General features: G+C 70.5%; 12 protein-coding genes and 1 pseudogene. 9 read left to right on the forward strand and 4 right to left on the reverse strand.

The genetic code is table 11. The annotated features are described in order from the left end of the window. The first annotated feature begins 219 nt into the window (after window positions 1–219). Window positions 220–1,794 (forward strand): phospholipase D-like domain-containing protein, encoded by a 1,575-nt coding sequence (locus N8I87_RS02180; RefSeq protein ID WP_263204992.1) that lies wholly within the window; start codon window positions 220–222, stop codon window positions 1,792–1,794. Window positions 1,795–2,154: 360 nt separating this feature from the next. Here the strand turns inward: N8I87_RS02180 and N8I87_RS02185 are convergent, their stop codons facing one another. Further along, window positions 2,155–3,114, reverse strand: coding sequence for a LysR family transcriptional regulator (locus N8I87_RS02185; protein ID WP_263204994.1), 960 nt, complete (start codon window positions 3,112–3,114; stop codon window positions 2,155–2,157). A 115-nt stretch (window positions 3,115–3,229) separates the two neighbouring features. Here N8I87_RS02185 and N8I87_RS02190 point away from each other — a divergent pair, with 115 nt between their 5' ends. From N8I87_RS02190 to N8I87_RS02215, 6 genes are read left to right on the forward strand one after another with little or no spacing between them, the layout of a single operon-like run. Next, the gene (locus N8I87_RS02190; RefSeq protein ID WP_263204995.1) at window positions 3,230–4,102 is read left to right on the forward strand and encodes an FAD binding domain-containing protein; all 873 of its coding nucleotides are present in this window, start codon (window positions 3,230–3,232) and stop codon (window positions 4,100–4,102) included. A 1-nt stretch (window position 4,103) separates the two neighbouring features. Then, window positions 4,104–4,646 (forward strand): (2Fe-2S)-binding protein, encoded by a 543-nt coding sequence (locus N8I87_RS02195; protein WP_263204996.1) that lies wholly within the window; start codon window positions 4,104–4,106, stop codon window positions 4,644–4,646. Then, window positions 4,643–7,015, forward strand: coding sequence for an aerobic carbon-monoxide dehydrogenase large subunit (locus N8I87_RS02200; RefSeq protein WP_263204997.1), 2,373 nt, complete (start codon window positions 4,643–4,645; stop codon window positions 7,013–7,015). The genes N8I87_RS02195 and N8I87_RS02200 overlap by 4 nt, the downstream gene beginning before the upstream one ends. A gap of 10 nt (window positions 7,016–7,025) precedes the next feature. Beyond that, complete coding sequence (locus N8I87_RS02205) at window positions 7,026–7,952, forward strand: XdhC family protein (protein WP_263204998.1); 927 nt, start codon at window positions 7,026–7,028, stop codon at window positions 7,950–7,952. Then, on the forward strand, window positions 7,945–8,853 hold the full coding sequence (locus tag N8I87_RS02210; protein WP_263204999.1) for an AAA family ATPase: 909 nt from the start codon (window positions 7,945–7,947) through the stop codon (window positions 8,851–8,853). Before N8I87_RS02205 ends, N8I87_RS02210 begins: the two co-directional genes overlap by 8 nt. After that, the gene (locus N8I87_RS02215) at window positions 8,846–10,090 is read left to right on the forward strand and encodes a vWA domain-containing protein (RefSeq protein ID WP_263205000.1); all 1,245 of its coding nucleotides are present in this window, start codon (window positions 8,846–8,848) and stop codon (window positions 10,088–10,090) included. Before N8I87_RS02210 ends, N8I87_RS02215 begins: the two co-directional genes overlap by 8 nt. Here N8I87_RS02215 and N8I87_RS02220 read toward each other — a convergent pair. Next, on the reverse strand, window positions 9,980–10,999 hold the full coding sequence (locus tag N8I87_RS02220) for an outer membrane protein assembly factor BamB family protein (RefSeq protein ID WP_263205001.1): 1,020 nt from the start codon (window positions 10,997–10,999) through the stop codon (window positions 9,980–9,982). The genes N8I87_RS02215 and N8I87_RS02220 overlap by 111 nt on opposite strands. Here N8I87_RS02220 and N8I87_RS02225 point away from each other — a divergent pair. Further along, window positions 10,947–11,299: pseudogene (locus tag N8I87_RS02225) on the forward strand (AAA family ATPase); the annotation flags it as partial. The gene N8I87_RS02220 and the pseudogene N8I87_RS02225 sit on opposite strands and share 53 nt — an antisense overlap. On the opposite strand, the gene N8I87_RS02230 reads toward N8I87_RS02225, so the two are convergent. Both N8I87_RS02230 and N8I87_RS02235 read right to left on the reverse strand, forming a co-directional pair. Beyond that, window positions 11,296–11,988 (reverse strand): maltokinase N-terminal cap-like domain-containing protein, encoded by a 693-nt coding sequence (locus N8I87_RS02230; RefSeq protein WP_263205003.1) that lies wholly within the window; start codon window positions 11,986–11,988, stop codon window positions 11,296–11,298. The pseudogene N8I87_RS02225 and the gene N8I87_RS02230 overlap by 4 nt on opposite strands. Before the next feature lie 68 nt (window positions 11,989–12,056). Continuing rightward, entirely contained in the window at window positions 12,057–12,491 is a 435-nt protein-coding gene (locus N8I87_RS02235) for a VOC family protein (protein ID WP_263205005.1), read from the reverse strand. A 485-nt stretch (window positions 12,492–12,976) separates the two neighbouring features. Here N8I87_RS02235 and N8I87_RS02245 point away from each other — a divergent pair, with 485 nt between their 5' ends. Then, entirely contained in the window at window positions 12,977–13,621 is a 645-nt protein-coding gene (locus N8I87_RS02245; protein ID WP_411577179.1) for an NACHT N-terminal Helical domain 1-containing protein, read from the forward strand. Window positions 13,622–13,641: the final 20 nt, after the last annotated feature.

Consider the following 13,641-nt stretch of genomic DNA (forward strand, 5'->3'; position numbering starts at 1 on the left):
TCTCCCCGCAGGGACCGTGGCCCGAACTGATCTGGGCGGGAGTCGCTACGGCATCCCCGGTTGATACATTCACTTGATCATTCGTGGGCCCTGACCTGCGGCTCGGCGGACGGACGTCGTCTGCGCTCCGAACCGCCGGCGTCCGCGAAGCACCATGCCGTTTCGACAAGGACTCAGACTTTGGCTCGCACCCGGCCCCGTCGCCGTTTAGACCATCTCGTGGGAACCGCCACGCTCTCCGTGTTCATCAGCGCGACGCTGCCCACGACCCCGGCCCTGGCCGACTCGCCGACTCCCCATCTCGACAGCGTCGAGAGCGCCCTTCGTGAGGTCTCGCCGGGCCTGGAGGGGCAGGTCTGGGAGCGTACGAACGGGAACACGCTCGACGCGGGTGGCGGTGATCCGTCCGACTGGCTGTTGCAGACCCCGGGTTGCTGGGATGACGCCGCCTGCGCACAGCGGCCCGGTACGCGGAAGCTGCTCGCCAAGATGGAAGAGAACATCTCCAAGGCCACTCGGACCGTCGACATATCGTCTCTGGCACCGTTCCCCGACGGCGCGTTCCAGGACGCGATCGTCGCAGGCCTGAAGAAGTCGGCCGAGGCGGGCAACAGACTCAAGGTGCGCGTCCTCGTGGGAGCCGCACCGATCTACCACGTGAACGTGGTGCCGTCGAAATACCGCGACGAACTGCGCACCGAACTCGGCGATGCCGCGAACAACGTGACGCTGAACGTCGCGTCGATGACGACCTCGAAGACCGGGTTCTCATGGAACCACTCCAAGCTCCTCGTCGTGGACGGCCAGTCGGTGATCACCGGGGGCATCAACAACTGGAAGAACGACTACGTCGACACCACCCACCCGGTGTCCGACGTCGATCTGGCCCTGTCCGGCCCCGCCGCCCGCTCCGCGAGCCGGTACCTGGATCAGCTGTGGTCCTGGACCTGCGACAACCGGAGCAACTCCAGCAAGGTGTGGTTCGCCTCGTCCCAAGGCGCCGACTGCATGCCGTCGTTGGACGGCGACGTGCACCCGGGCGTCGCGAACGGGGATGTTCCGGTGATGGCGGTGGGCGGCCTCGGAGTCGGCATCAAGAACGTCGACCCGTCGTCCTCGTTCCGGCCGGCTCTCCCCACCGCTTCCGACACCAAGTGCCTGGTCGGCGTGCACGATTACACCAATGCCGACCGCGACTACGACACGGTGAACCCCGAAGAGAGCGCCCTGCGCGCGCTCATCGGCAGCGCCGAGGACCATGTCGAGATCTCCCAGCAGGACATGAACGCCACCTGTCCGCCGCTGCCGCGCTACGACATCCGTCTGTACGACGCCCTCGCGGGGAAGTTGGCCGACGGTGTGAAGGTCCGCATCGTGGTCAGCGACCCCGCCAACCGCGGAGCCATCGGCAGTGGCGGCTACTCCCAGATCAAGTCGCTGAACGAGATCAGCGACGTGCTCCGCAAGCGGCTCGAGCTGGTCACCGGGGGCCTGCCGCAGGCCGAGGCAGCCATGTGTGCCAACCTGCAACTCGCCAGCAGCCGTTCCTCCGACAGCGCCACATGGGCCGACGGAAAGCCGTACGCACAGCACCACAAGCTGGTGTCCGTGGACGGCTCGGCCTTCTACATCGGGTCCAAGAACCTGTACCCGGCGTGGCTGCAGGACTTCGGCTACATCGTGGAAAGCCCCACAGCTGCCGGACAGCTCAAGACGAATCTGCTCGACCCCCAGTGGACCTACTCCCGGGCAACAGCCACGTACGACTACACGCGCGGCATCTGCCAAAGATGACGCCGATGGAGTCCTGGAGGTTCGGCGACGACTCCGCTCCGGCGACCCTTCGGGAAAGGATATGCGCAGGCCGGCTTGAGACATGGCTGGCCGACTCATCCGGACACCGTGTTCGTCGCTGAGGCATTCAGGATCGTCGACCACATCCTCACAGCGGGCTCTTTGCCCGCTGATTCGGCCTGAGTGGTCGACCGCTGAACCAAGCGACGGCATCGCCGGGCCGAATCGGGGTCGGCGGCGAGGTGGGGGCGGTCCGGTCGGTGATCGCGAGCTTGTCGGTTCGCATGACCGGACCGCGCCACCGCTTCGGTCGCTTGTGGCCGCTTGCGGATCGCTCCTGAAGCGGGGCGTGACCTCCCCTCACCCGCCCCACAACGTGACATACACCGGCGGCCGGAACCGGGACGGTGGGACGCCCGCACCGGGTGCGCGCATGATGCGGGTTGCCGCGGGGGTGTGCAGGAAGTGCAGGAACGCGTCGGTGGCCGGGGAGCGGTGCTCGGGCGGCAGGACGGTGGCGTGCCAGGTGGCGTCCCAGGGCGTGGCCGGGGTCTCCAGGATGCGCAGGTCGTCGCGGCGGATGCGGGGCGACACCAGATGGGCCGGCGCGGGTGCCACGCCCGCGCCCTCGGCTGCGGCAGCCCAGGTCGCGGCCTGGTTGGGGAACACCCACACATGCCCCTCGGCCACACCGAGGCGACGCAGCAGCCGCCCGGAGTCCGCGTCCGGATCGGTTCCGGAGGAGTCGACCAGCCACGACCACCGCGGCGGTGGACCGGGCGGGCGTGGCGACCTGGCGCCGGTCACCACGACGAGTTGGGTGCGGAACAGCGGCTCGCTGACCAGGTCGCCCCTGCGGGCGGCGCCGAGATACGGTCCGAGCGCGACATCGGCCAGCCGGTTCTCCACCAGCACCCGGATCTCGTTGCCGGCGGCCACCCCGAACGAGGTCTCGGTCCTGCGCCCGGAGCGGTCGGCGAAGGCCTCCACCAGCGACGGGAGGACGAATTCCGCCAGCGTGCTGGTCGCCACGACCCGTAGCTCGTCGGGCGCGCCCCGTGCCGCCCGCACCGCCGTCTCGGCGTCGGCGCTCAGCGCGACCATCCGGGACGCGACCGGCAGCAGTCGCGCCCCCGCGGGCGTCAGACGCATTCCACCGCCGCCGGTGCGCTGGATGAGCGGATCGCCGAAGTGGGTGCGCAGCGCGGTGAGCGCCTGTGACACCGCGGACTCGCTCACGTCCAGCGTCCGCGCCGCGGCACTCACCGAACCGAGCCGGGCCACGAGCACGAAGGTGCTGAGCTGGGTGACGGTCACCATCCGATTTTCCCGCGTTCGACGGGATAAGTGAATGCTTATCGACCCATTGCATGGCGGGTGAGGAAGAGCGCAGCATCGCTGCACAGCGGAGGGCACAGTGTTCCAGGAGGGCCTGATGCAGGTTCCGGCTGCTTTCCAGTACGAGACGGCCTCCAGCCTCGAGCATGCGATCGAGCTGCTCGCCCGGTACGGCAGCGAGGCCCGGGTGGTGGCGGGCGGACACAGCCTGCTGCCGATGATGAAGCTGCGGCTGGCCCAGCCCGAAGCCCTGATCGACATCAACGGCCTCGGGGAGCTGGCGTTGATCCGGGTGGACGGGCACGACCTGTCACTCGGGGCCATGGTCCGTCACGCCGAGCTGCTCGCCTCGCCGGTCGTCGGCGAGCACTTCCCCATCCTGCGGGACGCGGAACGGGTCATCGCCGATCCGCTCGTACGCAACCGCGGCACCGTGGGCGGCTCCCTGTGCCAGGCCGATCCGTCGGAGGACCTGTCCGCGGCGTTCTCTGCGCTGCGCGCGACCCTTGTCGCCCAGGGCCCCCGTGGCAGGCGCACCATCGGGATCAGGGAGTTCTTCCTCGGGCCGTACGAGACCGCGCTGGAAGAGGCGGAGCTGCTGGTGGAGGTCCGCGTGCCCATCCGTTCGCACGCCAGCGCCTACCGCAAGGTCGAGCGCCGGGTCGGCGACTGGGCGGTCGCCGCGGCGGGCGCGGTGCTGGAGATCTCCGAGGGGGTCATCACAGAGGCCGGGATCGGGCTGACGGCGGTGGGCGCCCCGCGGTTCGTGGCCGAGCAGGCCGAGGAGTTCCTGCGCGGCGGACGCCCGGACGACGAGGCCTTCGCGGAGGCGGGCCGGATCGCCTCGCAGGAGTGCCGGCCGACGGCGGACCAGCGCGGCCCCGCCGACTACAAGCGGCATCTGGCCGCTGAGCTCACCACCCGGGCGCTGCGCGCCGCCGCCGCACGCGCCCAGGGGCAGGAGGCGTGACATGCGGATCACCGTGACCGTCAACGGCGAGCAGCACACGAGGGACGTGGAGCCCAGGCTGCTCCTCGTCCACTTCCTGCGTGACGAACTCGGGCTCACCGGCACCCACTGGGGCTGCGACACCTCCAACTGCGGGGTGTGCGCCGTATGGCTGGACGGAACGCCGGTCAAGTCGTGCACCGTGCTCGCGGTCATGGCCGACGGCCATGAGGTGCGGACCGTCGAGGGCCTGGCGCACGGGGCCGAACTCGACCCGGTGCAGCAGGGATTCATCGCCTGCCACGGGTTGCAGTGCGGCTTCTGCACGCCGGGGATGATGATGACCGCCCGCTGGCTGCTCGACCACAACGCGGATCCGTCCGAGGAGGACATCCGCGAGGCGATCTCCGGACAGATGTGCCGCTGCACCGGATACGAGAACATCGTGCGCTCCATCCGCTGGGCCGCCGAGCACGGCGGCGGGGCGCGGACCGCGGACGCGGGCACCGAGCCGGCGCCCGCTCGCGAAGAGCCCGCGCCCGGCCGCGAGGAGGTGCGGGCATGACGACCACCGAGGAACGGCCGGTCGGCTTCGGACGGATGACCCGCAAGGAGGACGCGCGGTTCGTCCGCGGCCACGGAACCTACGTCGACGACGTACGGCTGCCCGGGATGCTGCACGGCGCCGTTCTGCGCAGTCCGCTGGCGCACGCCCGGATCGTGTCGATCGACACCACCGCCGCCGAGGCGCACCCGAAGGTCAAGGCCGTGATCACCGGCGAGACCCTGGCCGGTCTCGGGCTGGCCTGGATGCCCACGATCTCGTACGACACCCAGGCGGTGCTGGCCACCGACAAGGTGCGCTTCCAGGGCCAGGAGGTCGCCTTCGTCGTCGCCGAGGACCGCTACGCCGCGCGGGACGCTCTCGAGCTGATCGATGTGGAGTACGAGCCGCTGCCGCCGGTCGTCGACGCCCTGCGGGCGATGGAGCCGGACGCGCCGCTGATCCGCGACGACAAGGAGGGCCAGCGCGACAACCACATCTTCGACTGGTCGGCGGGCGACAAGGAGCGCACCGACGAGGTGTTCGCGGGCGCCGAGGTCGTGGTGGCGCAGGACATGCTGTACCCGCGGGTGCACCCGGCGCCGCTGGAGACCTGTGGCACCGTCGCGGACATGGACGCCATCACCGGCAAGCTGACGGTGTGGTCCACCACGCAGGCCCCGCACGCCCACCGCACGCTCTACGCGATGGTGGCCGGCATCCCGGAGCACAAGATACGCATCATCTCCCCGGACATCGGAGGCGGTTTCGGCAACAAGGTGGGCATCTACCCGGGTTATGTGTGCGCGGTCGTCGGTTCGATCGTCACCGGCAAGCCGGTCAAGTGGGTGGAGGACCGCTCGGAGAACCTGATGAGCACGTCGTTCGCCCGCGACTACCACATGCACGGCGAGATCGCGGCGACGAGGGACGGGAAGTTCCTGGGCCTGCGCGTCCAGGTGACCGCCGATCACGGCGCGTTCAACGCCACCGCACAGCCGACGCAGTTCCCGGCCGGCTTCTTCGGCGTGTTCACCGGCTCGTACGACCTGGCCGCCGCGCACTGCGCCGTGACCGGCGTCTACACCAACAAGGCACCCGGCGGCGTCGCCTACGCCTGCTCGTTCCGCGTCACCGAGGCCGTGTACCTGGTCGAGCGCATGGTCGACGTGCTCGCCGCCGAACTCGGCGTGGACCCGGCCGAGTTGCGGATGCGCAATCTGCTGCGGCCCGGGCAGTTCCCGTACCGGACACAGACCGGGTGGGAGTACGACTCCGGTGACTACCCGCGCGCCCTGCGGCTGGCGATGGACATCGCGCACTACGAGGACCTGCGCCGGGAGCAGGCCGACAAGCGTGAGCGCGGCGAGCTGATGGGCATCGGGGTCAGCTTCTTCACCGAGGCCGTCGGCGCGGGCCCGCGGAAGCACATGGACATCCTGGGACTGGGCATGGCCGACGGTGCCGAGCTGCGCGTGCACCCGACGGGGAAGGCCGTCCTGCGGATCTCCGTGCAGACCCAGGGTCAGGGTCATGAGACGACCTTCGCGCAGATCGTGGCGGAGGAGCTGGGTATCCCGCCCGAGGATGTCGAGGTGGTGCACGGCGACACCGACCAGACTCCGTTCGGGCTCGGCACCTACGGGTCGCGCTCGACGCCGGTGTCCGGAGCGGCGGCCGCGATGGTCGCCCGCAAGGTGCGCGAACGCGCGAAGATCGTCGCCTCCGCGATGCTCGAAGTGAGTCCGGACGACCTGGAATGGGAGAAGGGCCGCTGGTTCGTCACGGGCGACCCCGACCAGGGACGGACCATGGCCGAGATCGCGCTCGCCGCACACTCCAACCTGGAGCTGCCCGAGGGCGTCGAAGGCCACTTGGACGCGACCTGCGTCTACAACCCGCCGAACCTCACCTTCCCCTTCGGCGCATACATATGTGTCACCGACGTGGACGCGAACACCGGTCAGGTGAAGGTCCGCCGGTTCATCGCCGTGGACGACTGCGGCAACCGGATCAACCCCATGATCGTCGAGGGTCAGGTGCACGGCGGACTCGCCGACGGCCTGGGCATGGCGCTCATGCAGGTGATCGCCTTCGACGAGGACGGCAACTGCCTCGGCGGCTCGTTCATGGACTATCTCCTGCCCACCTCGGTCGAGTGCCCGTCCTGGGAACTCGGCGAGACCGTCACCCCCTCCCCGCACCACCCCATCGGAGCCAAGGGCGTCGGCGAGTCCGCCACGGTGGGCTCGCCCGCCGCGGTGGTCAACGCCGTGGTCGACGCGCTGAAGCCGCTCGGCGTACGCCATGTCGACATGCCGCTGACGCCCGCCGCGGTGTGGCGGGCCGCGCAGGGCCGGCCGCTGCGCACGGACCTGGCGATCACCTGAGGCGCCCGCGATGACGAACACCGAACTGCTGACCCGGGCGGACGTGCTCCGGCACGGCCGGACCCCGTTCGTCCTGGCCACCGTCGTCCACGCGGAACGGCCCACGAGCGCCAAGCCCGGGGACAGCGCGCTGGTGCTGCCCGACGGCACCATCGAGGGCTTCGTGGGCGGCACATGCGCCGAGACGACAGTGCAGTTGCAGGGCCTGCGGGTGCTGCAGACCGGCGAGTCGCTGCTGCTCAGGATCACGCCCGGCGTGGACACCGGCCCCGAAGGCACGCAGGAGTCCGTCGAAGGCCTGGTCACGGTGGCCAACCCTTGCCTGTCGGGCGGGACGCTCGACATCTTCCTGGAGGCCAACCTCCCCCCGGCGCTGGCGTACGTCTACGGACACGCCCCCATCGCCCGCGCTCTGCTCGACGTCGGTCGCGTCCTCGGCCTCGACGCCCGGCCCGCCTCGCCCGGGGAGCCGCTGCCACCCGATCTGGGCGTCGTCGTCATCGCCACGCACGGCCGCGACGAGGAGACGGTACTGATCGAGGCCGCGCGCGCCGGGGTCCCGTACATCGGGCTGGTGGCCAGTCCGAAGCGGGGTGCGGCGGTGCTCGCCGGGCTGGATCTCACCGAGGAACAACGCGTGCGCGTCCACACCCCGGCCGGACTGGACATCGGCGCCCGGACCCCGGCGGAGATCGCGTTGTCGGTGTACGCCGAGATCATCGCCCTGCGGCCGCAGACGGCCCGAGCCGCGCGCCCCGGAACCGCCACCGCCGCGCCGCAGGCCGTGGCCGAGGACGTGGACCCCGTGTGCGGCATGACGGTACCGATCACGCCCGCCACCCTCTGCCTGGACCGGGCCGGCACCACGGTGTACTTCTGCGGGCCCGGGTGCCAGCACGCCTTCGCCGACGATCCCTCCCGGTACGCGCATGCCTGACCTCGCCGCCCTCGTACCCGATGTCTCCGCCCTGCGCTCCCGGCTGGACACCGTCGGCTATCTGGCCGACGACGCCCTGGCCACGGCGCTGCTGCTGGCCGTGCGCATGCGGCAGCCGATCCTGCTGGAGGGCGAGCCCGGGGTCGGCAAGACCGAGGCGGCCCGCGCGCTCGCCACCGTGCTCGAGACCCCGCTGATCCGGCTCCAGTGCTACGAGGGGCTGTCCTCGGCCGAGGCTCTCTACGAGTGGAACTATCCACGGCAGCTGCTGGCCATCCGGCTGGCCGAGTCCCGCGGGGAGCCCTTGCGGGACGCCGACCTGTTCACCGAGGACTACCTGCTGCCACGTCCGCTGCTCGCCGCGATCTGCCACCCCGGTCCGCGGCCCGCGGTACTGCTCATCGACGAGGTGGACCGCGCGGACGACGAATTCGAGGCCTTCCTGCTGGAGTTGCTCGCCGACGCCGCGGTCACCATCCCCGAACTGGGCACGCGGACGGCCGCGGTGCCACCGGTGGCCGTACTGACCTCCAACCGCACCCGGGATCTGCACGACGCGCTCAAACGCCGCTGCCTCTACCACTGGATCGACTACCCGGACACGGCACGAGTCGCCGCGATCATCCGCAGACGGGTGCCGGAGTCGGCCGAGTGGCTGGCCCCGCACGTGGCACGCGGGGTGGCCCGCCTGCGCGCCCGGCAGGAGCTCACCAAGCCGCCCGGCATCGCCGAGGCGATCGACTGGGCCGGCGCGCTGCACACCCTGGGCCTGACCGTCCTCGACGCCGACGCCGCCGACCGCACCCTGGGGGCGGTACTCAAGTACGCCGAGGATCTGGAGGCCGTGCGCCGGGCCGGTTTGGCGGAGCTGATCGACGCGGAGGCGGGCTCCGATGCCTGATCTGCCGGAGCTGGCCGCCTCGTTCACCGCCGCCCTGCACGACGCGGGGATCCCGGTGGGCCCCGACCGTACCCGGAGCTTCGCCCGGGCACTCACCCTGCTCGCCCCGGCGACGACGCGCGAGTTGCGGCACTGTGCCCTCGCCACCCTGGTGTCCGACCGGGAGCAGATCGAGGCGTTCGACGCGGTCTTCCACGAGGTCTTCGGCGGCCAGGCCGACCGTGGAGCGCAGCGCGGGCAGCCCGGTGACCCGGCCCGATCGCTCCCGAAGACCATTCCTGGCCGCGTCCCGGGCGCCCGGCAGGCGATGGCGGACAGACCTGGCCAGGAGGCCGACGGACAGCCGAGGGAGGCGCCTGTCCCCCTCGCCGCCAGTCCGCTCGACCGTCTCGCCACCCGCGACTTCGCGGACCTGTCCGCCGAGGAACTGGCGCGGCTCTCCGAAATGATGCGCACCCTGGTGCTCCGCACCCCGACCCGGCCCTCCCGCCGACGCCGGACCGCACACCACGGTGCGCGCGTCGACGTACGCCGCACCCTCTCCGACAGCCGGCGCACCTGCGGATACCCGCTGCGACTGCGCCGTTTCGTGCCCCGCACCCGCCCCCGCGACCTCGTCGTGCTCTGCGACATCTCCGGCTCGATGGAGCCGTACGCCCGCGCGATGCTGCAACTGCTCTACTGTGCCGCCCGCGCCACCCACGCCGAGGTCTTCACCTTCGCCACCCGTCTCACCCGCCTCACACCCGTCCTCCGGCGGGCCGGGCCGGACGACGCCCTCGCACGGGCCGGACGGGCGGCTCCGGACTGGTCCGGGGGGACCCGGATCGCGGAGTGCCTGGCGGAGTTCAACGAACGGTTCGGCCGGCGCGGCATGGCGCACGGCGCCGTGGTCGCCATCATCTCCGACGGCTGGGACACCGGCACGCCGACCGACCTCGCCGCCCACATGGCGCGACTCTCCCGGGTCGCCTACCGCGTCGTATGGGTCAACCCGCGCACGGCCAGCCCTCGTTACCGTCCACTCGTGGCCGGCATGGCCGCGGCACTGCCCTACTGCGACGCCGTCGTCAGCGCCCACAACCTTGCGGCCCTGGACGACTTCACCACCGCGCTGTCCGCTCCGTCAAAGAAGGCGACGACCCGTCTCCGCGTCCGCGCAGTGCAGCCGGACTTCCTTCCGGTCCCGGCTTCGGGAGCGGAACAGTACGCGGTCGGTGCCGAGCGGCACCGGTGACTCGTCGTACGGGAGCGTCGCCGCCGCCCAGAGCACTCGGCCGGCGCGGACCGCCGCGACGGTGTCGCCGTCGGCAACGAACAAGTGCTCCGGTCCGGCGGCGATCTCCGTCGGCCTCCGCACGGCCCGGCCGTCCGGGGCAGTCACCGTCAGCCGCCGCAGGCCGCGCCGCCCGCCGATCTCGGCCGCGTGGAGCCTGTTGCGCCAAGTGACCGCGTACACCCAGTCGCCGACGCAGACCGGCCGCTCCCTGAAAGAGGTGAAGCGCCATCGTCCGAGCCGCCGGCCGGCCAGTGATTCGGCCTGTTCCCGCCCGCCATGGGCGAAGATCTGCACACGCCGCTCGAAAGCCCTGCCGAACACCACCCGGCCACCGTCGGCCGGTGCGGGCGGCCCGAAGAAATGCTTCAGCGCCCGCTTCGGGAAGCGGGTCGTGGTCAGTTGTCTGCCGGTGTCGGAGGAGCGCAGGGACAGTTCGGGGCAGGAGCCGTCGTTCCAGCTCTGGAAGAACTCCGCGTCGCCCGGCACGCCCTGGCCGAGCAGGGTGCCGTACTGCTGGTGCCGGAGTTCGTCGCCGGTACGGGCGTCCTGGGCGCGGTGGCCCCCGGCGTCCAGGGTCACCCGGTCCCCGCACACCAGCAGGCCCCTGATCCGCTCGAACTCGTCTTCCCACAGGGGCTCGCCGGTGAGCGCGTCAAAACCGGCGCTCTTCCCTCGTTCGTCACTGGTGTCGTTCCAGAGCAGCACAGTCGCCCCGACGGCGGCGACCCGGTGCAGCCCGGACTTGCGGCGGGTCCACCGCACCTTGCCGGTCGCCGCGTCCAGGGCGGCGAATCCGCTGCGGTCGGACTCCCGTCGTGCCGTACTCCCGGACGCCAATGTGCCGACCTCGATCCGCAGCAACGGCATCCTCGTCGTACACGGATCCGCTTCGGACCTGATCTCGATCCTCGACACCTGGCTCGCCTCTCATGCCGACGGGATCGCCTGCGTCATCGGCGGTCCCGCATTCCGCGAACACCCCGTGTCCAGTCGCTGACCCCGGAAATGTCGAAGGGACTCGAGTTCGACTTGGTCGTCCTCGTCGCCCCGGAGGGGTTCGGCGAGGGCATCGAAGGAGCGGTCGACCGTTATGTCGCGATGACCCGGGCGACCCGACAACTCGTCACCTCACGAGTGCCTGACGCCGGCCGCGGGCGTGGTGGCTAAGCCCGGTGGCCGGTGTGCTGCAGGACGGCGAACAGCCCCCGGCCGCGGGTGCCGTCCGGCGCGAGCCAGGATCCGGCGACGTGGCCGGTCGCTCGAAGCGGAGGGAGAGACGGGCTTTCAGGGGCAGGCCGCAGGACCCGCTGCAGGCGGAGGGTCGTGCTCTGCGGCGCAGACAGTCTGAGTTCGGTGCCGTCTTGATCGTCAGTGGTGATGGTGGTGCTGGTGCCGGCGCTGGTGAAGTCTGTGCAGGCGGAGCCCTCACCGGTGAAAGAGCTGATCACCTCAAGGTCGGGGACGTCGCTGGTGTTTTGGTCCTGGGCCTGGACCCTGCCCTCGATGAGAGCCAGCAACTGGGCCACCAGCACAGCGTCGTGGCAGCCGTCATAGGCCCAACGCCGACCCAGCACGCCGTGCTCCATGGTGCCGACGAGGGCGTGCTCCGCCCCGTCGAGTGGAGCACCGCGATAGGTGAGCGGCACCAGGTAGGTGGTCGGGTGAGGGCCAAAGACATCGGCGACCACGATGAACTCGATCCCGACCTCGCCCTGAGGATCGTCCAGCCGGAAGCCGCCGGCCTTGGCCAACTTCGGTTCGGCCGAGCCACCGCGGTACCACGGACGGGAGGGCAGCCAGGAGGTGAGCAGCTCCAGCTTGGTGGGCTTGAGCTCGGTGTGATGGATGACAGCCATGCCGAAGGTTGCCTTTCCCAGTCATCGCGGACGGTGGGTACCGGGGCACCGGCCTGGTCGGAGGATGCTCAGTCGAGACAGAACTCGTTGCCCTCGACGTCCTGCATCACGATGCACGACTCGTTGTCGTCATCGGCGAGCAGCAGTTGCACGCGTACCGCGCCGAGCGCGATCAGCCGTGCGCACTCGGCCTCGAGCGTGGCGAGGCGCTCTTCACCCACGAGCCCGGTGCCGACCCGCACGTCAAGATGCACCCGATTCTTGACGACCTTCCCTTCGGGAACGCGCTGGAAGTACAGCCGCGGGCCCACGCCTGAGGGATCACTGCAGGCGAACGCCGCCCCCTGCCGCTCAGGGGGCAGCGAGCGATCGAAATCGTCCCACGTGGCAAACCCCTCCGGTGGCGGCGGTACGACGTACCCCAACACCTCGCACCAGAAGCGGGCGACGCGCTCAGGTTCCGCGCAGTCGAAGGTGACTTGGAACTTCTTGATCGATGACATCGGCGCACCATAGCAGGGGGACTGCGTTGCTCAGGCCCCGATCCGGTAGACGCCTCCGAGCACTGGACTCACCGGCAGCAGATCCGCCATGCCATCGGCCACAGCACCGACCCGGAGCCGGGTGCCCTGGCCATGGTCCTCGATACCTTCATGCGGGCCCTGCCCCACACACTCCGACGCACGTCAGCACCCATCGGCGCGCAGGTCCAGGTGCCTGTCGAGGGCCCCGCCGGCGGCAGCTGTACGGCGAGTGCCACTGTGGACCGATGGTCGTTGACCGAAGCGCCGACCGGCCACCCAACCGCGGCTGTACTGCTGGGATACAGAGACCCTCACCGGCCTCCTCCCTGCCTGGCACCAACAGCGCCGGCGGCAGCCTGCCGATCCGGGACCGCACGTCCGGAGCGAAGTCCCGGATGGACGGCCCCCGTTGGGGCAAGAATCAGCTGAGTGCACCGGGGAACGTGCGGCTGTCTGGGGGGACGATGGATGCTGGTGCGATCGCGACTCGCCTCGCCTCTGGTGTCATCACCCCCTTGGTCAAGAAGATGTTCGTCAGCGAAGGTCCGGGGGCCGGCCTCGTCGACCGGCCTGTGCGGATCTCCTCGCTGGTGTCGTTCACCGGTGAGAAGCGTCGGCTGACGGACGCGGACCTGCACAAGCTCACCCGGGCCCTGCTCCGCAGTGCGATGGGGTCCGCCCCCGTCGGTGAGCGGCCCGTCGCGCCGGACGAGGAGGATGCGGTCGCGCCGGCCCTGGCCCGGACCCTGATGCATCTCGGCGAGCTGGAGATGGACGACGTACAGGCCGTTCAGATGGGCCCGCAGGCGCTGCTCCAGGCATTGAAGGCCGCGGGACCGGACGCTACGCGCGACCTGTCCGCCGACGCCGCCCAACTCCACGACGCCCTCTTGGCAACGGCGTGCGTGCACATTCTCCATTTCTTCACCCAGCGCTCGACATTTGTCGCACGTACGCTCGTCGAGCACAGCAGCCGCCGCCCGGGCCGTGGACATTTCCTCGCTGGCCGCCCACCCCAGCCTGCGCCAACTGCGCGTTCCGTCGCACCAGCCGGTCACGAGCGAGGAGTCGCTCCATGGCAGGGTGCAACTCGCGTCGTACGTACCTGATCCGGGGACGGGCCTCGGCG

The sequence above is a fragment of the Streptomyces sp. HUAS 15-9 genome (assembly GCF_025642155.1).
Taxonomy (GTDB): Bacteria; Actinomycetota; Actinomycetes; order Streptomycetales; family Streptomycetaceae; genus Streptomyces.